The 22,967-nt window shown below is 74.6% G+C and carries 22 protein-coding genes; 14 read left to right on the top strand and 8 right to left on the bottom strand.

Features of this window, described 5'->3' with window-relative positions:
- Positions 1 to 60 precede the first annotated feature (60 nt).
- From mscL to coaA, 3 genes are read right to left on the bottom strand one after another with little or no spacing between them, the layout of a single operon-like run.
- The gene (mscL, locus tag B1A86_RS08400; protein ID WP_060973416.1) at positions 61 to 483 is read right to left on the bottom strand and encodes a large conductance mechanosensitive channel protein MscL; all 423 of its coding nucleotides are present in this window, start codon (positions 481 to 483) and stop codon (positions 61 to 63) included.
- Between the two features lie 59 nt (positions 484 to 542).
- On the bottom strand, positions 543 to 1,292 hold the full coding sequence (locus B1A86_RS08395; protein ID WP_210411796.1) for a D-alanyl-D-alanine carboxypeptidase family protein: 750 nt from the start codon (positions 1,290 to 1,292) through the stop codon (positions 543 to 545).
- Positions 1,293 to 1,295: 3 nt separating this feature from the next.
- A complete protein-coding gene (coaA, locus tag B1A86_RS08390; protein WP_044659424.1) occupies positions 1,296 to 2,306 on the bottom strand; it encodes a type I pantothenate kinase in 1,011 nt (336 codons plus the stop codon).
- Between the two features lie 74 nt (positions 2,307 to 2,380).
- On the opposite strand from coaA, the gene galE reads away from it, so the two are divergent.
- From galE to B1A86_RS08325, 13 genes are all read left to right on the top strand, one after another.
- Positions 2,381 to 3,436: a UDP-glucose 4-epimerase GalE gene (gene galE, locus B1A86_RS08385; RefSeq protein WP_078025921.1), complete on the top strand. Its 1,056-nt coding sequence runs from the start codon at positions 2,381 to 2,383 to the stop codon at positions 3,434 to 3,436.
- A gap of 50 nt (positions 3,437 to 3,486) precedes the next feature.
- Positions 3,487 to 5,358 (top strand): glutamine--fructose-6-phosphate transaminase (isomerizing), encoded by a 1,872-nt coding sequence (gene glmS / locus B1A86_RS08380; RefSeq protein ID WP_078025920.1) that lies wholly within the window; start codon positions 3,487 to 3,489, stop codon positions 5,356 to 5,358.
- 170 nt (positions 5,359 to 5,528) lie between these two features.
- The gene (locus B1A86_RS08375) at positions 5,529 to 6,824 is read left to right on the top strand and encodes a serine hydrolase (RefSeq protein WP_078025919.1); all 1,296 of its coding nucleotides are present in this window, start codon (positions 5,529 to 5,531) and stop codon (positions 6,822 to 6,824) included.
- A gap of 98 nt (positions 6,825 to 6,922) precedes the next feature.
- Positions 6,923 to 9,052: a glycogen debranching protein GlgX gene (gene glgX / locus B1A86_RS08370; RefSeq protein ID WP_036315853.1), complete on the top strand. Its 2,130-nt coding sequence runs from the start codon at positions 6,923 to 6,925 to the stop codon at positions 9,050 to 9,052.
- Positions 9,049 to 9,780 carry a hypothetical protein gene (locus B1A86_RS08365; protein WP_041103288.1) on the top strand — a complete coding sequence of 244 codons (732 nt, stop codon included), beginning with the start codon at positions 9,049 to 9,051 and terminating at the stop codon, positions 9,778 to 9,780. Before glgX ends, B1A86_RS08365 begins: the two co-directional genes overlap by 4 nt.
- Positions 9,777 to 10,157: a holo-ACP synthase gene (locus B1A86_RS08360; RefSeq protein ID WP_010080417.1), complete on the top strand. Its 381-nt coding sequence runs from the start codon at positions 9,777 to 9,779 to the stop codon at positions 10,155 to 10,157. The genes B1A86_RS08365 and B1A86_RS08360 overlap by 4 nt, the downstream gene beginning before the upstream one ends.
- Positions 10,154 to 11,731, top strand: coding sequence for an NAD(P)H-hydrate dehydratase (locus B1A86_RS08355; protein WP_078025918.1), 1,578 nt, complete (start codon positions 10,154 to 10,156; stop codon positions 11,729 to 11,731). Before B1A86_RS08360 ends, B1A86_RS08355 begins: the two co-directional genes overlap by 4 nt.
- The gene (gene alr, locus B1A86_RS08350; protein ID WP_078025916.1) at positions 11,728 to 12,933 is read left to right on the top strand and encodes an alanine racemase; all 1,206 of its coding nucleotides are present in this window, start codon (positions 11,728 to 11,730) and stop codon (positions 12,931 to 12,933) included. Before B1A86_RS08355 ends, alr begins: the two co-directional genes overlap by 4 nt.
- Positions 12,930 to 13,556, top strand: a complete 627-nt coding sequence (tsaE, locus tag B1A86_RS08345; protein WP_078025915.1) for a tRNA (adenosine(37)-N6)-threonylcarbamoyltransferase complex ATPase subunit type 1 TsaE — start codon at positions 12,930 to 12,932, stop codon at positions 13,554 to 13,556. Before alr ends, tsaE begins: the two co-directional genes overlap by 4 nt.
- 10 nt (positions 13,557 to 13,566) lie before the next feature.
- A complete protein-coding gene (tsaB, locus tag B1A86_RS08340) occupies positions 13,567 to 14,238 on the top strand; it encodes a tRNA (adenosine(37)-N6)-threonylcarbamoyltransferase complex dimerization subunit type 1 TsaB (RefSeq protein ID WP_078025914.1) in 672 nt (223 codons plus the stop codon).
- On the top strand, positions 14,235 to 14,822 hold the full coding sequence (locus B1A86_RS08335) for a GNAT family N-acetyltransferase (RefSeq protein WP_078025913.1): 588 nt from the start codon (positions 14,235 to 14,237) through the stop codon (positions 14,820 to 14,822). Before tsaB ends, B1A86_RS08335 begins: the two co-directional genes overlap by 4 nt.
- A gap of 26 nt (positions 14,823 to 14,848) precedes the next feature.
- On the top strand, positions 14,849 to 15,940 hold the full coding sequence (tsaD, locus tag B1A86_RS08330; protein ID WP_078025912.1) for a tRNA (adenosine(37)-N6)-threonylcarbamoyltransferase complex transferase subunit TsaD: 1,092 nt from the start codon (positions 14,849 to 14,851) through the stop codon (positions 15,938 to 15,940).
- Between the two features lie 50 nt (positions 15,941 to 15,990).
- Positions 15,991 to 16,521 (top strand): hypothetical protein, encoded by a 531-nt coding sequence (locus B1A86_RS08325; protein WP_078025911.1) that lies wholly within the window; start codon positions 15,991 to 15,993, stop codon positions 16,519 to 16,521.
- Positions 16,522 to 16,529: 8 nt separating this feature from the next.
- On the opposite strand, the gene B1A86_RS08320 is transcribed toward B1A86_RS08325, so the two are convergent.
- The 5 genes from B1A86_RS08320 to B1A86_RS08300 form a co-directional block, all read right to left on the bottom strand.
- Positions 16,530 to 17,561, bottom strand: a complete 1,032-nt coding sequence (locus B1A86_RS08320; RefSeq protein ID WP_078025910.1) for a cation diffusion facilitator family transporter — start codon at positions 17,559 to 17,561, stop codon at positions 16,530 to 16,532.
- On the bottom strand, positions 17,558 to 18,061 hold the full coding sequence (locus B1A86_RS08315; protein ID WP_078025909.1) for an ABC transporter substrate-binding protein: 504 nt from the start codon (positions 18,059 to 18,061) through the stop codon (positions 17,558 to 17,560). The genes B1A86_RS08320 and B1A86_RS08315 overlap by 4 nt, the downstream gene beginning before the upstream one ends.
- A complete protein-coding gene (locus B1A86_RS08310; protein WP_036338029.1) occupies positions 18,058 to 19,089 on the bottom strand; it encodes an NAD-dependent epimerase/dehydratase family protein in 1,032 nt (343 codons plus the stop codon). The genes B1A86_RS08315 and B1A86_RS08310 overlap by 4 nt, the downstream gene beginning before the upstream one ends.
- Positions 19,086 to 20,261: an alcohol dehydrogenase catalytic domain-containing protein gene (locus B1A86_RS08305; RefSeq protein ID WP_036338032.1), complete on the bottom strand. Its 1,176-nt coding sequence runs from the start codon at positions 20,259 to 20,261 to the stop codon at positions 19,086 to 19,088. The genes B1A86_RS08310 and B1A86_RS08305 overlap by 4 nt, the downstream gene beginning before the upstream one ends.
- Positions 20,262 to 20,343: 82 nt before the next feature.
- A complete protein-coding gene (locus tag B1A86_RS08300; RefSeq protein WP_078025908.1) occupies positions 20,344 to 21,540 on the bottom strand; it encodes a glutamate--cysteine ligase in 1,197 nt (398 codons plus the stop codon).
- 69 nt (positions 21,541 to 21,609) lie between these two features.
- Between B1A86_RS08300 and B1A86_RS08295 the strand changes: the two genes are divergently transcribed.
- Positions 21,610 to 22,941: a methyltransferase gene (locus B1A86_RS08295; protein WP_138976808.1), complete on the top strand. Its 1,332-nt coding sequence runs from the start codon at positions 21,610 to 21,612 to the stop codon at positions 22,939 to 22,941.
- Positions 22,942 to 22,967: the final 26 nt, after the last annotated feature.

Below are 22,967 nucleotides of genomic sequence, written 5' to 3'. Positions count from 1 at the left end.
AAGGGCGCGGGGCGACTCGCGTGAGTCGTCCCGGGCCCTTCGGCGTCGGACAGGGGGAGATCAGAGGGTGGTGGTCCCGGAGGTGGGGCCGCCGCGGCGCTCGGCGAGCAGGTCGCGGATCTCGGTGAGCACGGCGACGTCGGCGGGCACCTCCTCCTCGGCGGGGTCGATGCCGAGGCGGCGGTTGCGGGCCTCGATCATCTTGTTCATCGGCATCACGATGGCGAAGTACACGGCCGCGGCGATGAGCAGGAAGTTGACGATGGCGGTGAGCAGCACGCCGAACTTCACGTCGTTGCCGTTCACCGTCAGCACGGCGAACGAGTCGAAGTTCGGCGAGCCCACGGCGGCGGCGATGAGCGGCATGAGGACCGCCTCGACGAGCGCGTTCACGATCTTGCCGAAGGCGGCGCCGATGATGACGGCGACGGCAAGGTCGAGGACGTTGCCCTTCATGATGAAGTCTTTGAATCCCTGGAGCATGGGGAGAATCCTACGTGTCACGAAGGCGGCGCGGTACAGGGTCGAGCGAGTCGTGCGTCTCAGTCCGCGTAGTCGGGTGCCGGAGGCAGACCCCACGCGGTCTCGAGGACGCCGCCGGCCGCCTCGACCCGGGCCGCCTCCGCGGACCCGACGTAGCGCAGGTGCCAGGGCTCGTGGGCGAAGCCCGTCACGTCCTCGGCCCCGACGGGATAGCGGATGACGAACCCGTACTCGGCGGCGTGCGCGGCCACCCAGCGGCCCGCGGCGGTGTCGCCGAAGCACGCTTCCAGGTCACACGCGGGGGTCGCGGCGTCGCCCACGTCCCAGGCCAGGCCGGTCTGGTGCTCGGAGTACCCCGGACGCGCCGAGACGCGGTCGGCCTCGGCGCGGCCCAGCTCGTCGACCCAGTGGCCGTACGTCCGGACCTGGTAGTCGTACGAGCGGTAGGCGCTCAGGGTGGTGAGGCGGTGGCCCGCCGCCGCGGCGGCATCCAGCAGGTCGCCGGCCGCCGTCGCGGCCTCCGCCCGCAGGGGCAGCTCGCTGCCGGGCACGGCCACCAGATCCGAGGGCGCCCAGTCGGGCGGGGCCACGGGGCGGGTCTTGTTCACGACGACGTCGAGGGTGGCCGGGTCGGCGTGCGTGCCCGACGACGGCGCCGTGCTCGAGGCGGCGCCGGACGACGCGGCCGCGCTCGCGGAGCCGGACGTCGGCGTCGTCGGCGTCGAGGACGGGCCCGCGGCGGGCGTGCCGCAACCGGCCACGAGCAGCGCGAGCGCGGCCAGCGCGGCGAGAGGGAGGGTGCGACGCATGGATCAGACCTTCCTCAGCAGCACGCGGGTCACCTCGTGTTGCGCGTTCTTCGTGAGCACCAGCCGGGCGCGCCCGCGGGTCGGGCGCACGTTCTGCTCGAGGTTCGGGCCGTTGATGGAGTCCCAGATGGACTCGGCCGTCGCCTGAGCCTCGGCGTCCGACAGGGAGGAGTACCGGTGGAAGTAGCTGCGCGGGTCGGCGAAGGCCCCCGAGCGCAGACCCATGAACCGGTCGATGTACCAGGACCGGATCCAGGACGCGCGCGCGTCCACGTACACCGAGAAGTCGAAGAAGTCGGAGACGGAGAGCCCGGCGGTGCCGTCGGCCCGGGTGCGCGGCGGGGCCAGCACGTTGAGTCCCTCCACGATCAGCACGTCGGGACGGTGCACCACCTGTTCCTCGCCCGGCACGATGTCGTAGGTGATGTGCGAGTACACGGGCGCGCGCACCTCCTGCGCCCCGGACTTGACGTCCGCCATGAAGCGCAGCAGCGCGCGGCGGTCGTAGGACTCGGGGAAGCCCTTGCGGGACATGATGCCGCGCTCGTGCAGCACCGCGTTGGGGTGCAGGAAGCCGTCCGTGGTGACCAGCTCGACGCGCGGCGTCGTCGGCCAGCGGCGCAGCATCTCCTGGAGCACACGCGCCGTCGTCGACTTGCCGACGGCGACCGACCCGGCCACCCCGATCACGTACGGGGTGCGCCCCGTCCGCTCGCCGAGGAACGCGTTGGTCGCGCTGCGCAGGGCCGCGGAGGCCTCCACGTTGATGCTCAGCAGGCGCGAGAGCGGAAGGTAGACCTCGGCAACCTCGCGCAGGGACAGATGCTCGCCGAGGCCGCGCAGACGCTCCACGTCCGCCTGGTCGAAGGGCTGCGCCATCTCCGAGGCGAGACGGGCCCAGGTCTGGCGGTCCAGCTCCACGAAGGGGGAGCGCTGGTGGCCGTCGGGCACGGCGTCCGCGGGCTCCTCGGGGCCCACGAGGGGCAGCTCGGAGGTCGGGGGGGTGTAGGTCACCCGATCCATTATGGCCGCGGCCCGCCCGGAGCGGGCCCCCGCGTGACGTCACAGGGCCCGGATAGGATCGGCCCATGCGCGTTCTCGTGACCGGCGGTGCCGGATACCTCGGATCCCACACCGTGCTCACGCTGCTCGAGGCGGGCCACGACGTCCTCGTCCTGGACAGCCTGGTCACGGCGACGACGACGTCGCTCGAGCGCGTCGCCGAGCTCGCCGAAACGCGTCTGGGCGGGTCGCGGCTGCGCCTGCACGTGGCCGACATCCGCCGCCCCGAGGACTACCGCGGGGCGCTCGCGGACTTCGGCCCGGCCGCACTCGTGCACTTCGCCGGGCTGAAGTCGCCCACCGAGTCGATGACCCGCCCCGCCGCCTACTACGACGTGAACGTGGGCGGCACGGCCGCCGTCGCCGAGGCCGCGCTCGCGGCCGGCGCCCGCACGGTCCTGTTCTCCTCCTCCGCGACCGTGTACGGCGACCGCGCGCCGGTGCCGGTCGCCGAGGACGCCGCCACAGACCCGGTCTCGCCCTACGGGCACTCCAAGCTCATGGCGGAGCAGGTGCTGCGCGACGTCTGCGCCACGGTCGACGGCGGCGGGCTGGCGATGCTGCGCTACTTCAACCCGGTCGGCGCGCATCCCTCCGGGCGGCTGGGGGAGGACCCGAGCGGGGTGCCGGCGAACCTCATGCCCTTCGTGGCGCGGGTGGCCTCCGGCGCGTACCCCGAGCTGCGGGTGTTCGGCGCGGACTTCGACACGCGCGACGGCAGCGCCGTGCGCGACTTCATCCACGTGATGGACCTCGCGGAGGCGCACGTGGCCGGGCTCGAATGGCTCGCGGCCCGGGTGGCGGCCGGGGGCGGTACGACGACCCGGGTCTGGAACATCGGCCGGGGCGAGGGCGTCACCGTGTTCGAGATGGTGCGCGCCTTCGAGGCGGTCACGGGCGGCCGCATCCCCTACCGCGTGGTCGAGCGCCGGCCCGGGGACATCGCCGAGTCGTGCGCCGCCGTGGACGCGATCGGCGCCGAGGTGGGCTGGCACGCCCGACGCGATGTGACCGCGATGGTGCGGGACCTCTGGGCCTGGCAGGAGGCCAACCCCGCGGGGTTCTCGCCCCGGACGGAGTGAGTCGGCCCGCCGTGCGCCGAAGTCGGGCCCGGTCCGGTATTCTCGTGCGCATGTGCGGAATCGTCGGATACATCGGCCAGCCCCAGTCGGATCGTGAGCACGGCGCTCTCGACGTCCTGATGGAGGGCCTGCGTCGTCTCGAATACCGCGGATACGACTCCGCCGGTGTGGCCGTGGTGGACGGCGGTCAGCTGTACCACCGGAAGAAGGCGGGCAAGCTCGCCAACCTCGCTGAGGAGCTCGCCGAGCACCCCGTCCCCACCGGCCTCGTCGGCATCGGCCACACCCGGTGGGCCACCCACGGCGGCCCCACCGACCGCAACGCCCACCCGCATGTGGCGGACGAGGGCCGGCTGGCGTTCATCCACAACGGCATCATCGAGAACTACGCCGAGCTGCGCGAGGAGCTGCTCGCCAAGGGCGTCGAGTTCCTCTCCGAGACGGACACCGAGGTGGCCGCCCACCTCCTCGCGGACGTCTACCGGAACGCGGCCGGCCAGGACCTGACCCGCGCCATGCAGTTGGCCTCCCAGCGCCTCGAGGGCGCCTTCACCCTGCTGGCCGTGCACGTGGACCACCCGGACCGCGTGGTGGCCTCGCGCCGCAACTCGCCGCTCGTCGTCGGCCTGGGCGAGGGGGAGAACTTCCTCGGCTCGGACGTCTCAGGCTTCATCGACTTCACCCGCGAGGCCATCGAGCTCGAGCAGGACCAGGTCGTGACGATCACGGCCGACGCCGTCGAGATCTCGGACTTCCGGGGCGGCCCCGCCGAGGGCAAGCGCTTCACCGTGGACTGGGACGCCTCGGCCGCGGAGAAGGGCGGCTTCGAGACCTTCATGGAGAAGGAGATCCACGACCAGCCCCAGGCCGTGCAGGACACCCTGCTGGGCCGCACGGACGCCGCCGGCGCCCTGATGCTGGACGAGCTGCGGATCGACCCCGAGGAGCTCAAGGCCGTCGACAAGATCATCGTCCTGGCGTGCGGCACGTCCGCCTACGCGGGCACGGTGGCCAAGTACGCCATCGAGCACTGGTGCCGGATCCCCGTGGAGGTGGAGCTTTCCCACGAGTTCCGCTACCGCGACCCGATCATCGACCCGCACACCCTCGTGGTGTCCATCTCCCAGTCCGGCGAGACCATGGACACCCTCATGGCGGTCCGTTACGCCAAGGAGCAGGGCGCCCGCACCGTGTCCATCTGCAACACCAACGGCTCCACGATCCCGCGCGAGTCGGACGCCGTGCTCTACACGCACGCCGGCCCCGAGATCGCCGTCGCCTCCACCAAGGCGTTCCTGGCGCAGATCACCGCCGCCTACCTGCTGGGCCTGTACTTGGCCCAGCTGAACAAGAAGCTGTTCAGCGGCCAGATCAAGGACATCCTGGCGGACCTCGGGGCGATCCCCGGCAAGATCGAGGAGATCCTCGCCGGCAAGGACCAGGTCAAGGAGCTCGCCCGCTCGATGGCCGACGCCACCTCCGTCCTGTTCCTCGGCCGCAACGTCGGCTACCCGGTGGCCATGGAGGGCGCGCTCAAGCTCAAGGAGCTCGCGTACATCCACGCCGAGGGCTTCGCCGCGGGCGAGCTCAAGCACGGCCCGATCGCCCTGATCGACGACGGCCAGCCGGTCTTCGTGGTCATGCCCTCGCCCCTGGACCGTCACTCGCTGCACGCCAAGGTGGTCTCGAACATCCAGGAGGTCCGCGCCCGCGGCGCCCGCACCTTCGCCGTCGCCGAGCGCGGCGACGCGGCCGTGCGCGCCCAGGCCGAGGTCGTCTTCGAGGTCCCCGAGACCCAGCCCATGCTCATGCCGCTGCTGACCACGGTCCCGCTGCAGATCTTCGCCCTCGAGCTCGCCACGGCGAAGGGCTACGACGTCGACCAGCCGCGCAACCTCGCCAAGTCCGTCACCGTCGAGTGACGCGCTCCGACTGAGCGACGACGGCGCCCGCCCCCTCTCCGGGGACGGGCGCCGTCCGCTGTCCGGGCTCCTGCGACCCGCGACCGTCCCCGTCGCAGCGGCGGCGCGGGCTAGAGTGTGACCACACCCGACTGGGTGACCGCCGTCACACTTCTCGAAAGGACGCCTCGATGCGCCCCACCCGCCGCCAGTTCGCCCAGGGCATGGCCGCCGGTCTCGCCGGCCTCGTGTTGCCCCCCGCCGTCGCCTCCTCCGCCGTCGCCGCCCCGCAGGGTCCGAACCCGCGCTCCGGCCGTGGCCGGGACGAGCGGGCGATCCAGGCCGCCCTCGACGCCGTCGTGCAGTGGCCCGCCGTCGGCGCCGTCTGTTCCGTGGTGGGTCCGGCCCGCCGCTTCGACACCGCCTCCGGCACCCGCGGCCTGCACGCGAACGCCCCGGCGCGGGCGAACTCGGTGGCCCGGATCGCCTCGGTCACCAAGGGCATGGTCGCCACCGTCGCCCTGCAGGAGGTCGAGCGCGGCACCCTGTCCCTGGACTCCACGATCGGTGGCGTCCTCCCGGGCCTGTGGCCCGACGTCGAGGACCGGGTCACCCTCTCGATGCTCCTGAACCACACCTCCGGCATGCCGGACGCCATCTGGGTGATCATGCGCGGCCAGTCCCTCTTCGAGCTGGACTTCGACGAGCTCGCGGACGTCGTCTCCCGCTCCTACGGCCAGCGTGAGCTCGTCGAGCTGGCGAAGCAGGCCGACTGGTGGTTCGAGCCCGGCACCGACTACGGCTACTCCAACACGGGCTATGTGGTGGTGGAGATGATGGTCGAGGCCGTCACCGGCCGCCGGATGCCCGAGCTCATCCGGGACCGCGTCTTCCGCCCCGCCGGCATGCACCGCACCCGCCTCGAGCACGGCACCCTCGTCCGCGGCGCGGAGATGCAGGACGCGGCCGTGCGTCCGCACGAGGCCAAGGCCCTCGAGACCATCGATCAGTCGATCTTCGCCTCCGCCGCCGCGGTGAACACCACCGCCGCGGACGTCACCCGCTTCTATCAGGCCCTCATGCGGGGCGAACTGGTCTCGCAGCAGACCGTGGACCTCATGGTCACCCCCGTCGGCCCGGCCACCCAGGCCGGCTACGGCTACGGCCTGTTCCTGGTCGCGGACCCGGCGCCGGAGCACGCCGGCGAGGTGCTGGTCGGCCACGACGGCGCCGGCTTCGGCTCCGTCTCCCTGGCCCTGTGCTCCCGCGACGGCGAGCGTGCGTTCGCGTTCACCTACATCGGCCGGCCGTACTGGCAGGAGGGCTGGGACGAGGTGTTCGCGAAGGAGCTGGCGCTGATGCGCACCGCGTTCGTGGTCAATGCCGCAGACGCCCCGGCCTCCCGCGACCGCCTGGTACGCGGCGGCGCAGCCGCCTCGCGCCGTGCCGTGGCGGACATGGCCGCCCGCGGAGCCCGACTCGTCTGAGCGGATCGACGTCCCGGCACGGTGTCCTCCCGCGCCAGTAGACTCCCCGAGGAGGCCCGCCGCACCCGGCGGGCCGCACGACGAGACCCCGGAGAGTCATGCACACAGTGGAGATCGGCCAGCCGTACCCCCTCGGGGCCACCGTGGACGAGACCGGCACCAACTTCGCCCTCGCGGTCTCCCGCGAGGTGGAGGCGGTCGAGCTGTGCCTCGTCGCCGACGACGGCACGGAGACGCGCATCCCTCTCGAGGAGCGGCACGGCACCACGTGGCACGCCCACGTGGCGGGCATCGGGCACGGGCAGCGCTACGGCTACCGCGTGCACGGCCCCTGGGACCCCGCCCGCGGCCTGTGGCACAACCCGGCCAAGATCCTCGTGGACCCGTACGCGCGGGCGTTCACCGGCGACTACGAGTGGGGCCAGCAGCACCACTCGTACGACTTCGACGAGCCGGACCGCATCGACACCTCGGACAACCTGGGCACGAGCATGCTCGGCGTCGTCGTCGCCGAGGACTTCGACTGGGGCGATGACGCCCCACCCGCCGTCGAGCTCACGGACACGGTGATCTACGAGACCCACGTCAAGGGCATGACCAAGCTGCACCCCGCCGTCCCGGAGGAGCTGCGCGGCACCTACGCGGGCATGGCCCACCCGGAGGTGGTCCGCCACCTGACCGAGCTCGGGGTGACCGCCGTCGAGCTGATGCCCGTGCACCAGTTCGTCAACGACGCCACCTTGCAGGAGAAGGGGCTGAGCAACTACTGGGGCTACAACACGCTCGGCTTCTTCGCCCCGCACGCCGCCTACGCCTCCTCCTCGGAGGTGGGCGGCCAGGTCCGCGAGTTCAAGCAGATGGTGAAGGACCTGCACGCCGCTGGTCTCGAGGTGATCCTCGACGTGGTCTACAACCACACGGCCGAGGGCAACGACAAGGGCCCCATGCTCAGCCTGCGCGGGCTGGACAACGCCGGCTACTACCACCTCGTCGAGGGCGACGAGCGGCACTACATGGACTACACGGGCACCGGGAACTCGGTGGACCTCTCCAGCCCCAAGGCCCTCCAGCTGGTCATGGACTCCCTGCGCTACTGGGTCACCGAGATGCACGTGGACGGCTTCCGGTTCGACCTGGCCACCACCCTCACCCGGGTGGAGGGGGAGCAGGGCCCGGACATGTTCTCCGGGTTCTTCGACGTGGTCCGCCAGGACCCGGTGCTGCGCACCGTCAAGCTCATCGCCGAGCCGTGGGACGTGGGCTGGGGCGGCTACCAGGTGGGCAACTTCCCCGGCCTCTGGTCCGAGTGGAACGGCATGTACCGGGACGCGGTACGCGACTTCTGGCGCGGCGAGCCCGGCACCCTCGGCGAGTTCGCCACCCGCCTGACCGGCTCGGCCGACCTCTATGAGGGGGACGGGCGCGGCCCCGGTGCGTCCGTGAACTTCGTCACGGCCCACGACGGCTTCACGCTGCGCGACCTCGTCTCCTATAACGAGAAGCACAACGAGGCCAACGGCGAGGACAACAACGACGGCGAGGCGCACAACCGCTCGTGGAACTGCGGCGTGGAGGGGGAGACCGACGACCCCGAGGTCGTGACGCTCCGCGCCCGCCAGCGCCGCAACTTCCTGGCCACCCTGCTGATCAGCCAGGGCGTGCCCATGATCAGCCACGGCGACGAGCTGGGCCGCACCCAGGGCGGCAACAACAACGTCTACTGCCAGGACAACGAGATCTCGTGGATCGACTGGTCCGCCATGGACGACTCGCTCGTGGCGTTCACCCGCGACCTGATCGCGCTGCGCCGTGACCACGCGGTGTTCCGCCGTCGCCACCACTTCGACGGTCGCCCCGCGGCCCGCGACGTCGAGGCGCCCCTGCCGGACATCGTGTGGCTCGAGCCGGACGCGACCGCCAAGACGGAGGACGACTGGGGCGCCGAGGCCCGGTCGATCGGCTTCTACCTCAACGGGCACATGCTCACCCGCGGGGACGAGGAAGGGGAGGAGCCCTACCGGGACTTCTACGTCCTCATGAACGCGTGGTGGGAGCCCGTGCCGTACACCCTGCCCGGGCCCACGTTCCCGGCGGAGTGGGAGGTCGTCGTGGACACCTCGTCCCACGTCGCCCCGGACGGCACCCGCCCCCGCGTGCGTGCCGGGGACGTGCTTGAGCTCCCGGCCCGCTCCACCGTCGTGCTGCGGCAGGTGCCCGAGGGCGCATGAACGAGCGGGTCGACCGGGGGCGCGTCCGCCGTGGCCTGCCGCGGTGGGCGCGGGCCCTCTGCGCCACCGTGGCCACCCTGGCGGCGCTGGCACTGGCCTTCGGCGCGGGGTGGGCCACGCACGCCGTGACGGACCCGCACCCGGACGACGCACCGCGTGTGGACGCCCTCCTCGTCCTCTACAGCCAGCCCCGCGTCTACGACGCCGCGATCGAGCTCGCCGCGTCCGGCCTCACCGACCGGCTCTTCGTCTCCGCGTACCTGGGGCCGGACGGGCACGAGAAGCTGTGCGGCGGCCCGGAGGAGCGCGACCCGCGGCTGGCCGGCGTCACCGTCGAGTGCTTCGCGCCCGATCCGGTGACCACCCAGGGCGAGGTCATCCACGCGGGCGAACGCATGCGCGAGCTCGGCCTGCACCACCTGGGCGTGCTCACCTTCCACCAGCACGTGGAGCGCGCGCGGCTGCTGGCGGAGCGGTGCTTCACCCCCGAGGAGGGCCGTGTGTCCCTGTACGCGTTCGACGCCGGCTTCGACCGGCTCGGCCGCCTGCAGCACGGCGTCTACGGCGTGCTGGCCTACGGGAAGGCGATGCTCACGCCGGGCTGCGACCAGCAGCTGCCCGGCGTGCTGCAGTGGCCGCTCGACCTGGCCAAGCGACTGCGCGGGCAGCCCGTCGGGGACGAGGCCGGCGCCGTCGTCGTGGGCGCCCGGCGGGCGGGGGCGGCGTGATCGTCGGCGTGGGGGTGGACGTGGTGGACGTCCCGCGGTTCCGGGCGCAGCTCGAGCGCACCCCGGCGCTGCGCGCACGCCTGTTCACCGAGGATGAGCGGGACCTGCCGCTGCGCTCGCTGGCCGCGCGCTTCGCCGCCAAGGAGGCGATCGCCAAGGCCATGGGCGCCCCGCCCGGGATGATGTGGCACCACTGCTGGATCCCGCGCCCGGACCACGGCGACGGCCGCCCCACCGTGCACCTGACCGGCACCGTGCAGGCCCAGGCCGAGGCCCTGGGCATCACCCACTGGCACCTCTCCCTCAGCCATGACGGGGACGTCGCCACCGCCTACGTGGTCGCCGAACGCCGCGCGGCCGAGGAGGAGTCCGCATGACCGCCGATGACCTGACCCGCATCGCCGTGACCGGCTCGGCCGTGCGCACGGCCGAGGAGCCCCTGCTCGCGGCCGGCCGCGGCCCGGAGCTGATGCGCGCCGCCGCCTGGGCCCTGGCCGAGCACGCCGCGGCCCTGCTGCGTGAGCGCGGCCCGGTGGCCGGCACGACGGTGGCCGCCCTCGTCGGCCCCGGCAACAACGGCGGGGACGCGCTGTTCGCCCTCGCGTTCCTGCGCCGTCGGGGCGTGGCCGCGGTCGCCGTGCCCGTCCGCCGGGACGACGACGGCGCCCCGCGCTGGCACGCCGAGGGCTGGGCTGCGCTGCGAGCGGCCGGGGGACGCCGCGCCGACGCGGTGCCGCCCGAGGCCGCGCTCGTGGTGGACGGCGTGCTCGGCACAGGCTTCACCGGCGAGTATGAGCTGCCCGCCGCGGCGCGCGCGCTGCCGGCGGAGGCGCTCGTGCTGGCGTGCGACGTGCCCTCCGGTGTGGACGCGGACACCGGCGAGGTGCGGGGGGAGGCCCTCCGCGCGGCCGCGACCGTGACGTTCGGCGCCCTCAAGTCCGGCCTCGTCCTCGGGGAGGGGGCAGGCCGCGCGGGCACCGTGCACGTGGCGGACATCGGGCTGGGACCGCACCTGCCGACGTCGCCGGCCGCGCGGCTGGGCGTGATGGACGAGGCCGCCGCACGGGCCGCCCACCCGGCCCCCGCGGCCGCGGCCCACAAGTACACGCGCGGCGTGGTGGCCGTCGTCGCCGGATCGGAGCGCTACCCGGGGGCCGCCGTGCTCGCGAGCGCGGGCGCGCTGCACACGGGCGCGGGCATGGTGCACCACGCCGGCCCGCAGACCACCCGGGACCTGGTGCTCGCCGCCCACCCCGAGGCGCTGGTCTCGGCGGAGGGGCCCGAGCCGTCGCGCGCGGACGCCTGGGTGGCCGGCCCCGGCCTGGACACCGAGCACGACGCGCGGCGGCGCTGGGCCGGCGTCCTCGCCGCGCTTGAGGAGCGGCCGGAGGCGGCCCTGCTCGCCGACGCCTCCGCCCTGGACCTGGTCACCGCCGCCGAGCTGCGGTCGCTGCGCGCGGCCGGCACGCCCGTGGTCCTGACGCCGCACGCCGGGGAGTGGTCCCGGCTGCGCGAGCGCGTCCCCGCGGACGGCGCCGACGCCGCCGACCCGCTCGCCGCCCTCCGCGCGTGGACGGCCGAACACGGCGCCACGGTCCTGCTCAAGGGCCCGCGCACCCTCGTGGTCGCCCCGGACGGCGAGGCATGGGCCGTGACCGGCGGCGGCCCCGACCTCGCGATGGGCGGGACCGGCGACGTGCTCTCCGGGGCGATCGGCGCCGTCCTGGCCGCGGACGTGGCGCGGCGCTCGCGGGCGCGCCGGGCCGGGGAGGATCCGGGCCCGGCGCCCACGGCCCGGCTCGCGGCCGCCGCCGCCTGGCTGCACGCCCAGGCCGGGGCCGAGCAGGCCCGCGCCGGGCGGATCACCACGGCCACGCTGCCGGCCGCGCTGGGCGCGCGCGTCGCGCGCCTGTGGTGGCCGGACGACGCCGAGCCGGAGGCCGTCCGATGAGCCGCGCCGACGTGGCCCCGGCGGACACCGAGCGCGCCGTACGCATCGACCTGGCGGCCGTCCGGCACAACGTGGGCGTGCTGCAGGAGCGGATCCGCCGCCCCGACGGAAGCCGGCCGCTGCTGACCGCCGTCGTCAAGGCCGACGCCTACGGCCACGGCGCGGTGGCCGTCGCCCGCGCCGCCGCGGCCGCCGGCGCGGACCGGCTCGGCGTGGCCCACGTGCGCGAGGCCCTGGCCCTGCGCGCGGCGGGGGTGCGCCTGCCCGTGCTCGCGTGGCTGCACACCGGGGCCACGGACTTCGCCGCCGCGGTGGAGGCGGAGGTGACCCTCGGCGTCTCGGGCTGGGACCTCGACGCCGTCGCCGACGCCGTCCGCGGGCTGCGGGCCCGTGGCGGGGCCGGACCCGAGGCCCGCGCGGACCTGCATCTGAAGGCGGACACCGGCCTGGGCCGCCACGGCTGCACGCCCGAGCGGTGGCCCGCGCTCGTCGCGCGCGCCGCCGAGCTCGAGGCCGCGGGCCTCGTGCGGGTGGAGGGCGTGTTCTCCCACCTCGGCGTGGCGGACGAGCCGGACCGGGCCGCCGAGACCACGGCGCAGCTGCTGCGGTTCGAACGGATGGCCGCCGAGGCCGCCGAGACGCTCGGCCACCCGCTGCTGCGCCACCTGGCCAACACGCCCGCCGCCCTCGCCCGGCCGGACACGCACCTGGACATGGTGCGCGTCGGCCTGGGCCTGTACGGGCTCTCCCCGTTCGCGGACGTCACCGCGGCCGAGTTCGGACTGCGCCCGGCCATGTCCTTCGTCACCGTCCTGGCCAACGTCAAGGCCGTCCCCGCCGGGCAGGGCGTGTCCTACGGGTTCCGCCACGTTACGGCGGAGCCCACCACCCTCGGGCTCGTGCCCCTCGGCTACGCCGACGGCGTCCCGCGCGTCGTCGAGGGCACGCGCGTCCACGTCGGCGGCCGGACCGTCCCCGTGGTGGGCCGCATCGCGATGGACCAGTTCGTGGTGGACCTCGGCCCGGACGCCGCGGACGCGCCCGGCGACGCCGTCGAGCTGTTCGGACCGGCCTCCGGCATTCCGGTGGAGGAGTGGGCCGCGGCCGCCGGGACGATCAACTACGAGCTGGTGACCCGCATCGGAGGCCGCGTGGACCGGCAGCACGTGGACCCCACGCCGACCCAGGAGGCCCGCCCATGAGCGACCACGCGATCCCCGCCCCCGGCGCGACCCTGCCCGAGCCCGTGCTGACGGCGACGGTCCCGCTCGAGGGCGCCGACGGCACCCGGGCGTTCGGCCGCGCCCTCGCCGGGGTGCTCCGCGCCGGCGACGTGCTGATCCTCACGGGCGACCTCGGCGCGGGCAAGACGACCTTCACCCAGGGGCTGGCCAGCGGATTCGGCGTGGCCTCCGGCGTGGTCTCGCCGACGTTCGTCCTCTCCCGCGTCCACCCCGCCCCGGCCGACGCCCCGGCGGGCACCCCGGACCTCGTGCACGTGGACGCGTACCGGCTGCGCTCGGCGGGGGAGCTCACGGACCTCGACCTGGACGCGAGCGTGGACCGCTCCGTGACCGTCGTCGAGTGGGGCCGGGGCATGGCCGAGTCCCTCGCCGGGTTCCCCGAGGACCCGGACGCCTCGTGGCTGGACATCGAGATCGTCCGGGCCCGCGGGGGTGAGGACGCCCCCGCGGCCTCGGCGGGGGAGGGCGAGGACGGCATCGTCACCGACTTCTCCGACGAGGACGGAGGCCAGGCCGAGGAGCTGCGTTCGGCCGTCGTAACCGGCCGCGGCCCGCGCTGGGCCGGCGTCGTGCTTCCGTAGACTGGCGGCCATGGCCCTGCTCCTCGCGATCGACTCCTCCGCCGCCGCCTCCGTCGCCGTCCTGCGGGACGGTGAGGAGCTCGCGCGCTGGGCCACGGACGACACCCACGCCCACGCCGAGGTGCTCGCCCCCGCGGTGCAGACCGTGCTCGGCGAGGCCGGCGTCACCGGCACCGCGCTGGACGCGCTCGCGGTCGGCGTCGGCCCCGGACCCTTCACGGGACTGCGCGCGGGCCTGGCGACGGCGGCCGCCCTCGGCCTGGCGTGGGACGTGCCCGTGCACGGGGTCCGCAGCCTCGACGCGCTCGCCCACGAGGCCGGCGTCGATGCCTTCCGCCACGGGATCGAGGAGTTCGTGGTCGCCACGGACGCCCGCCGCCGCGAGGTCTACTGGGCCCACTACGCGCAGGTCGGCGGGCAGCCGACCCTGCTGCACGGCCCCTTCGTCTCGCCGGCGGACGAGGTCACCCCGCTGCCCGTCTACGGCGCGGGGGCCGGGCTCTACCCCGAGGCGCTGCGCGCGGTGCCGGACTGGGAGTCGGCCACGCCGTCCGCCGTCGGGGTGGGGCAGGTGGCCGAGCTCGCCCTGCGGCGCGGCCGAGGCCTCGTGCCCGCCGAGCCGCTCTACCTGCGCGAGTCCGACGCCAAGGTCCCCGGCCCCCGCAAGCGGGCGGGCGCGTGAGCCCGGCCGAGCCGGACCCGGCCGGCGACGGGCGCCCCGCTGAGGACGCGCACGGGCTGCCGCCCGGATACCTGCTGCGCCCCATGACCGTGTGGGACATCCCCGAGGTGCTCGCCCACGAGGCCACGCTCTTCCCGCTCGACGCCTGGCCCGCGCACTTCTACGAGGAGGAGCTCGCCCAGACCGGCCCCGCCGGCGGGCGGGACGCGCACGGCCGCCCGCCCACCCGGGACTACCGCGTGGTCGTCCGCGACGTGGCCGCGCCCGGCTCCGCGGACGACGACGGCCCCGCCCCCGGTGAGATCGTCGGCTACGGCGGGATCATGGTGGTCGGCGACGTCGCCGACGTGCAGACCGTGGGCACGGTCGCGGCGGCGCAGGGGCGGGGGATCGGGGCGGCCCAGCTGCGCTGGATGGCCGCGGAGGCCGCGGCGCGCGGTGCGAGCTCGCTCATGCTCGAGGTCCGGGCCTCCAACGCCGCCGCCCGGCGGCTCTACGCGCGCCACGGATTCGAGGAGCTGCACGTGCGCCGCCGCTACTACCCGGGCGGCGAGGACGCCGTGATCATGCGCAAGGTCCTGTGACCGGGCCGCTCACTAGACTGGAGCCCATGCCCACCGCCACCGCAGCCCCCCTCGTGCTCGGCATCGAGTCCTCCTGCGACGAGACCGGCGTCGGCGTCGTCCGCGGCACCGCCCTGCTGGCCCACGAGGTCGCCTCCTCCGTCGAGGAGCACGTGCGCTTCGGCGGCGTGATCCCGGAGATCGCCGCCCGCGCCCACCTCGAGGCCCTCGTGCCCACGATCCGCCGCGCCCTGGACACCGCCGACGTCACCCTCGCGGACCTCGACGCGATCGCCGTCACCTCCGGCCCGGGTCTGGCGGGCGCGCTCATGGTGGGGGTCGCGGGGGCGAAGGCGCTGGCCACGGCCCTCGGCACGCCCCTCTACGGCATCAACCACCTCGTGGCGCACGTGGGCGTCGGCATGCTGGACGGCGTGCGGCCCGCGCAGTGGGACGACCTGCCCGCGGACCTGGGCGCGCTGCTGGTCTCCGGCGGGCACACCGAGATCCTGCGCGTGGGCCGGATCAGCGCCGAGGTCGAGCTGCTGGGCTCGACCATCGACGACGCGGCCGGCGAGGCGTACGACAAGGTCGCCCGGCTCATCGGGGCGGGCTACCCCGGGGGTCCCGTGATCGACCGGCTCGCCGCCCAGGGCGACCCGACGGCCTTCCGCTTCCCGCGCGGGCTCACCGCGGGCAAGTTCGTCGGCAGCGCCGAGGAGCCCGGCCCGCACCGACACGACTGGTCCTTCTCCGGGCTGAAGACCGCCGTCTCCCGCGCCGTGGAGCAGTTCGAGGCCCGCGGCCTCGAGGTGCCGCGCGCGGACATCGCCGCCTCCTTCCAGGAGGCCGTCGCGGACGTGATCACCGCCAAGGCCGTCCGCGCCTGCCGCGAGCACGGGCTCACCCACCTGATGCTCGGCGGCGGCGTCGCGGCGAACTCGCGCCTGCGCGCCCTGCTCGCCGACCGGTGCCGCTCCGCCGGCATCGAGCTGACCGTCCCGCCCGTGAACCTGTGCACCGACAACGGGGCGATGGTCGCCGCACTCGGCGCACGCCTGGTGCGCGACGGCGTCGCCCCCTCCGACGCGTGGTTCGGCGCGGACCCGGGACAGCCGGTCGAGGTCGTCAGCGTCTGAGCGCGCCCGGCCTCTTGCCGCCACGCCCACGCGTTCCGTAGGCAGGGCCCATGACCGGTCATGATCACCCCCGCCCCGAGTCCATCTCCGCCGCCGTGGACGAGCAGATGCTGGCGGACTTCCTCAACCAGCACCTGCTCGGCTCCCGCTCCGGTGTGAAGGCGTTCCGCGCCGCCGAGCAGACCTGGGCCGGCACCCCGCAGGAGGCCGCGCTGCGCCGCCTCGGCGACGCCGTCCAGGACGACCAGGACCGCCTCGAGGCGCTCATCGGCGAGCTGGGCCTCCGCACCCCGCTGGTGGACCGGGCCGCCGGCGCGGCGGCCGAGGTCGGTGGACGTCTCAACCCCGTGAACGCGCTGCGCACGCGCGGGTCCGGCTGGACGCAGATCGAACTGGACCTGCTGCAGGGCATGCTCCAGGCCAAGTCCGCGATGTGGGACGTCCTCGAACAGCTCGCGCCGCACCTGCCGGCGGTCGACGCCGCCGAGATGCAGGCCCTGCGCCAGAGGACCGCCGACCAGCAGCGCGAGGTCCAGCGCATCACCTCCGCCACCCTCGAGGGACGGTTCCTGGCCGGCTGAGGCCCGGGCTACTCCTCGCCCGTCTGATGCTCCCCGGACCGGCCGCCGTGCACCTCGGCGGGCAGCTCGTCCACCGGCGCGACGACGACGTCCTGCAGCTTCCAGTCCAGCGCGGCGATCGCGTCCCGCAGCGCGCAGCAGCGGGCCACCGTCACGTCCGCCCCCTCGTGCGGCACCACGAACATCTCCACGTGGAACACGTGGCCCTCGTCTCGGACGCGGGCGCCCGCATGGCGCACCCACGGCTCCGCCCAGGCGACCCGCTCGGCACGGTCGATGAGCGGGTGCGGCCGGGCGCCGTCGATCGTGGCGGCGCGGCGATCCGCCAGGTTCGTGACGGCCTCCTTCAGGTTCTTCCAGCCGTCCAGCACGATGCTCACGCCCACCAAGATCGCCGCAGCGGAGTCCGCCCACCACCAGCCCAGGCCGATGCCGGCCACGCCGACGATGGTCGCCACGCCCGTCTGCCAGTCCGCCTTGTTCATGTCCGCGTCCGCGTACAGCACGCGGTCGTGGAGCTGCTCGGCCAGCTTGAGCTTCTTGTGGCCGAGGATCATGGGCCCGGGCACGGACAGGGCCATCACGGCCATCATGAACCAGCCCTGCCACACGGTGTGCCCGAACAGGTCGAACGTGCCGATGGGCGGGTGCTCCGCCGTCACCAGGCCCAGGAGGGAGTCGCCGACGAGGACCACGCCCATCACGGACAGGGCGACGGCGGCCACGAGGTGCCCCACCCCGACGGACCGGTGAGAGCCGTAGGGCCGGGCCCGCGTCGGGGCCATGCGGGCCACGCGCAGGGCGACGAGGAACGCGATCGGCGGGATCAGGGAGAGCAGGTCCTCGATCCACGCGGCCCGCATGGCCTGCGAGGAGCCCATCACGAACGCCACGAGGACGATCGTGACCACGATCACCCCCAGCGTCGCCCATTCGAGCCGCTTGGCCTGCTGGACCACGCGCTCGATCTCCGGGGGCAGCTCCGTGGCGCCGAACCGGCGCCCGCTCGGCCCCGTCTCCCGGGTGTCCCGCCGCGTCATCGGGCCTCCTCCGCTGCGCGCTGGTCGAAGTACGCCTCGAGGGCCGTGAGCATCTGATTCTCACCCAGGGGCACGGCCATCACGAGCTTCACCGGCTCGCCGTCCGGGCCCTCCGCCTCGGCGTAGTCGCGGGTGATGCTCGCGTGCGACGTCCACGGGGACGCCGAGGTCAGGCCGCCGGCCACCAGGTCCATGTCGCCCTTCTCCAGCGCGGTCATGAGCGCCTCCTCCCCGGCCACGGTCCACTCGACGCGTGCGTCGTGCGCCGCGGCGAAGCCGCGGATCAGGTCGGGCTCGGGGCCGACGGGCTCGGCGCCCGAGACGTCCACGTGAGGCGGGTGGTGCACGACGCCGACGCGCAGCACCCCGCCCGTGACGCGGTCCAGGGTGCCGTCCGGGTCGGCGGGATAGCCGGAGGAGGTGCAGGCGGTGAACCCGAGGGCGGCGCTCCCGAGCAGGCCCGTCAGGGCGGCCCGGCGGGTGAGGGTCCTCGTCCTCATTCCGTGGGCGAGTGCGAGCGGTGCCCGGCGTTGCCGAGGCCTTCGGCGCCGTCGAGATGGTCGAGCACGAGGCGGACCGCCTCCCGGGCGTCGGTGGTCTCGGACCAGCCGGTCGCGGCGCGCAGGGCCGTGGTGTCCATGATGGGCACCGCCGCCGCCATGTCCACCCACCCCGGGTCGGTGGGCTGCAGCCGTGCCCGGTAGGTCAGCGCCGCGGCCGCTCGGAACAGGCCCACGGGCAGCTCCAGGATGCGGCGCGCCCCGAGGACGGTGCCCATGGTGTGCGCGTCCAGCACGGGTTCGGCGGCCACATTGAAGGCCCCGCCCGCGCGGTGGGCGATCACGCGCCAGTACGCGTCCGCCACGTCCTGGGCCGTGAGCGCCTGGAATCGCAGGCCCCGCGGGAACGGCAGCACCGGAGCGCGCAGGCGGGCGACCAGCCGGGCGGGGACGAGGTCGCCCAAGAAGTAGTCCTTGATCTCGGGCCCGGCGGCGGACTGGAAGATCAGCCCGGGGCGCAGCCGGGTCACGAGCATCTCGGGGTGCTCGGCCTGCACGCGGTCGAGGATCGACTCGACCTCGGCCTTCTGTGCGGCGTAGTGCGAGGTGGGGACCCCGGTGGTGGGATGGGACTCGGCCACGGCGCGGCCCTTCGGGCCGGGCCCGTACGCGCCCACCGAGGACGCGTAGACCAGGTGCGGCACGCCCGCCTCGGCCACGGCCCGGAACACGCGCTCGTTGCCGGCCACGTTGACGGCGCGCAGGTGGTCGCGGTCGCGGTTGGGGCGGATCACCCACACCAGGTCGACGACGGCGTCCGCGCCGGCGACGATGTCGTGCAGCCGCCCCGCCGCCGTGGGCTCCGCGACGTCCAGGCGGTGCCACTCGACGCCGTCGTAGGGCGCTCCGGCCCGGTCCGGGCCGCGCCGACTCACGCCCACGATCGAGCTCACCTCGTCCGCGGCCTGGAGGCGGTGCAGGACAGCGGTGCCCACGTTGCCGGTGGCGCCCAGGACGACGATCCTCACGGCTTCAGGACCACCTTGACGCAGCCGTCCTCCTTCTTCTGGAACGTCTCGTAGAGGGCGGGGGCATCCTCGAGCGGGGCGGTGTGCGTGGTCAGGTCGAGCACGCCGAGGGGGTCGGACGGGTCGTCGAGCAGGGGCAGCAGGTCGTCCACCCAGCGACGGACGTTGCACTGGCCCATCGTCAGGGTGACCTGCTTGTCGAACAGGGTGAGCATCGGCATCGGGTCCTTCATGCCGCCGTAGACCCCGGAGATCGACACCGTGCCGCCGCGCCGGACCGCGTCGATCGCGGTGTGGAGGGCGCTCAGGCGGTCGACGCCGGCGGTCTTCATGGCCGCCCGGCCGAGCGCGTCGGGCAGCAGGCCCACGGCGGTGTGGGCCGCGTGCCCCACCGGGGAGGCGTGCGCCTCCATGCCGACCGCGTCCAGGACCGCGTCCGGGCCGCGGCCGCCGGTGCGCTCGCGGAGCACCTCGGCCTCGCCGCCGTCGGCGTCCAGGACCTCGATGCCGTGCCGGGCCGCCATCGCGCGGCGCTCGGGGACCGGGTCGACGCCGATCACCCGGTACCCCAGGTGCACCCCGATGCGCGCCGCCAGCTGACCGATGGGGCCGAGGCCGAGCACCGCGAGCGTGCCGCCGTCGGGGACGTTCGCGTACTGGACCCCCTGCCAGGCGGTGGGGACGACGTCCGAGAGGAACAGCCACTGCTCATCCGGGCCGGTGTGCGGCACCTTCACGGGGCCGTAGTCCGCGTGGGGCACGCGCAGCAGCTCGGCCTGTCCGCCGGGGACGGAGCCGTAGAGCCGGGAGTAGCCGAAGAGTGCGGCGCCGCAGCCCTGCTCCCGCACCTGGGTGGTCTCGCACTGGGACTGCAGCCCGCGCTGACACATCCAGCACCGGCCGCAGGAGATGGTGAAGGGCACGACCACCCGGTCACCGGGCCGGATGTGGGTGACCTCGGACCCGACCTCGCGGACGATGCCCATCGGCTCGTGGCCGATCACGTCGCCCGCGTCCATGAACGGCCCCAGGACCTCGTACAGATGCAGGTCCGACCCGCAGATGCCGGTCGAGGTGACCTCGATGATCGCATCCGTCGGCTCCTGGATCCGCGGATCCGGGACGTCCTCGACGACGACGTTGCGCTTTCCCTGCCATGTGAGTGCTCGCATGGTGCGACCGTAACCGCGTCGGGCGGGCCGGCGGAAGCGTGCAGGCGCGGCGGGGCCGCCACCTCACCGGGGGAACGGCCGCTCAGCCGGCGCGGCCGTCCAGCGACGCGCGGGTGCGGGCGGCGGCGTCCAGCACGACCGCGCGCAACGGGGCCACCGCGTCATCCGCGTCCTCACCCGCGGCCGGCGGGCCGGCCAGGGCCTGTGCCTCCACGCGACGCTGACGCGCGGCGCCGCCGTCGTCGATCATCGCCTGGACGCCGGCGAGCTCCGCCGCGCATCCCAGCCGCTCGGCGACCGGGGTCAGCCGCTCGATCTCCGCCGGCAGGTGCTCCGCCAGCGGGACCTGGGTGCCCCGGGCGTCCACGATCACGGTGGCGTCCATGCCGTACCGGGCGGCGCGCCACTTGTTCTCCTGCACGTGCCACGGCGGCAGGACCTCGACCGTCTCACCGCGCTCCAGGCTCGCGGACAGGTCGTCCACGAGGCACTGCGTGTAGGCGGTCACGGCGGCGATCTCCTCGAGCGTGGCCAGACCGTCGCACGCGCGCATCTCCACCGTGCCCAGGCGGGGCACGGCCCGCACGTCCCAGCGGCACTCGGTGACGTCCGCGATCATGCCCACCTGCTCCATCTGGGCCACGCAGCGCTCGAAGCCCTCCCACTCCTGGAACTGGAACGGCAGGCCGGCCGTGGGCAGCTGCTGGAACAGGAGGGTGCGCTGGGACTGGTAGCCCGTGTCCGTGCCCGCCCAGAAGGGGGAGGAGGCCGAGAGTGCGAGCAGGTGCGGCACGCGGTTGACCAGGCCGTTCACCACCGGCATGGCCTTGGAGACGTCGTCCAGGCCCACGTGCACGTGCACGCCGAAGATCAGCAGCTGCCGACCCCAGTACTGGGTGAGATCCAGCATGCGGTCGTAGCGCTCGCTGGGCGTCGAGGGCTGCGCGATCGCGTCCGCGAACGGGTGCGTGCCCTGGCAGAACAGGGAGATGCCCCGCTCGGCCGCGGCGTCCGCCACACGCGCTGCGATCCGGCCGAGGTCCGCCGTCGCGGCGTCGACGCGCTCGTGCACACCCGTGACGAGCTCCACCGTGTTCTGCAGGAGCTCGCTGGTCATGTGCGGGTTCACGTCGTCCTCGGCGAGGCCCTCGGTCACATGCAGGGCGCGCAGCAGGTCCGGGGCCTCGGAGCGCAGCTCGCCGGACACGGCATCCACGAGCGCGAGCTCCCACTCGATTCCGAGAGTGGACTGCGCGGAGTCGGCGAAGGGCAGAGTCATGCCGCCCATCCTAGAAGCCCCGGCCCGGTCTGTGCCCGGTGTCCACGCTCCGGACCTAGGGTGTGGGGCATGGCCCGTCCCCGCCCCGCCGCCCGCCCGTCGCGCCCCTCGGCCGCCGCCTCGGAGGAGGACGACACCGCCCTGGCCCCCGTCCTCGAGTCGGAGGGCCGCGCACTGCTCGACTCCCTCGCCGGCTACCGGGAGGCCGACGCGCTCGCGGTCTCCTCCCGCCTGCGCGCCGCGGGGCACCCGCCCGAGCGCGTGGCCGCCGCGCTGACCCAGGCCGCGCTGCGGTCCCGGGCGGAGGCCCGCCTCGGGCCGGAGGCGCGCCGGATGCTGTTCACGCGCGACGGCCTGGAGCAGGCCACCCGCCCGCTGGTCGCGGGCCTGCATGCGGACCGGCTGGCGGCCGCGGGGGCCCGGCGCGTCGCCGACCTCGGCTGCGGTCTCGGCCTGGACGCGCGCGCCTTCGCCGACCGGGGCCTGGACGTCGTGGCGGTGGAGCGGGACGCCGTCGTCGCCGCGGCCGCCGAGGTGAACCTCGCCGGCCACCGCGGTGCGCGTGTGGTGCACGGCGACGCCGTGGCCTGGGCCCGCGCCCACGTGCCCGCCGAGGCGGACGCGGTGTGGCTGGACCCCGCCCGCCGTCAGGTCGGCGGGGGCGGGTCCGCGCGCGTGTTCGACCCCGAGGCGTTCTCCCCGCCCCTGAGCGTCGTGACGGACATCGCCGCGACGGGCGTCCCCGTGGGTGTCAAGCTCGGCCCGGGGCTCCCGCACGAGGCCGTGCCGGCGGGCGCCGAGGCCGAGTGGGTGAGCGTCGACGGCGACGTCGTGGAGGCCGCCCTGTGGTTCAACGCGGCGGCCCGCCCCGGGGTGCGGCGGGCGGCGCGCGTCATGACCGTCCATGGCGGGAAGACGACGACGGCGCAGCTCGTCTCCGGCGCGGACTTCGGCGACTCGCCCGAGGTCGAGGCCGTGGGGGAGGAGGGCATGGCAGGGCTCGTCGGCGCGGTCCTGCACGAGCCGGACGGCGCGGTCATCCGGGCCGGACTCGTGACGGACCTGGCCGTGTCCTGGCCCGTGCCGACGCGGCAGCTGGACCCCCACCTGGCCTACCTCGTCGCGCCCGAGCCCGTGCACGACGGCCTGGCCCGCGCCCATCGGATCGAGGCGGTGCACGGTTTCCACCTGGCCTCCCTGCGGCGCTGGGCGAAGGAGACCGGGGTGGGCCGGCTGGACGTGAAGAAGCGGGGCATCCGCGAGACGCCCGAGGAGGTGCGTCGCGCCGTCCTCGGCGGGGCGAAGCCGGGCCGGCGTGGCGGGGCCGGACGGCACGCCACCCTCGTGCTGGCGCGCGTGGGTCGGTCGCGGTTCGCCCTCGAGGTGACGCCGTTGGACTGACGGGGCTCGAGGCCGCGGGCCCCGGG

This window comes from Micrococcus sp. KBS0714 (genome assembly GCF_002008305.4).
GTDB classification, from domain to species: Bacteria; Actinomycetota; Actinomycetes; order Actinomycetales; family Micrococcaceae; genus Micrococcus; species Micrococcus luteus.
Note: the sequence above shows the minus strand (reverse complement) of the source record. Positions and strands in the feature narration are given on the sequence as shown.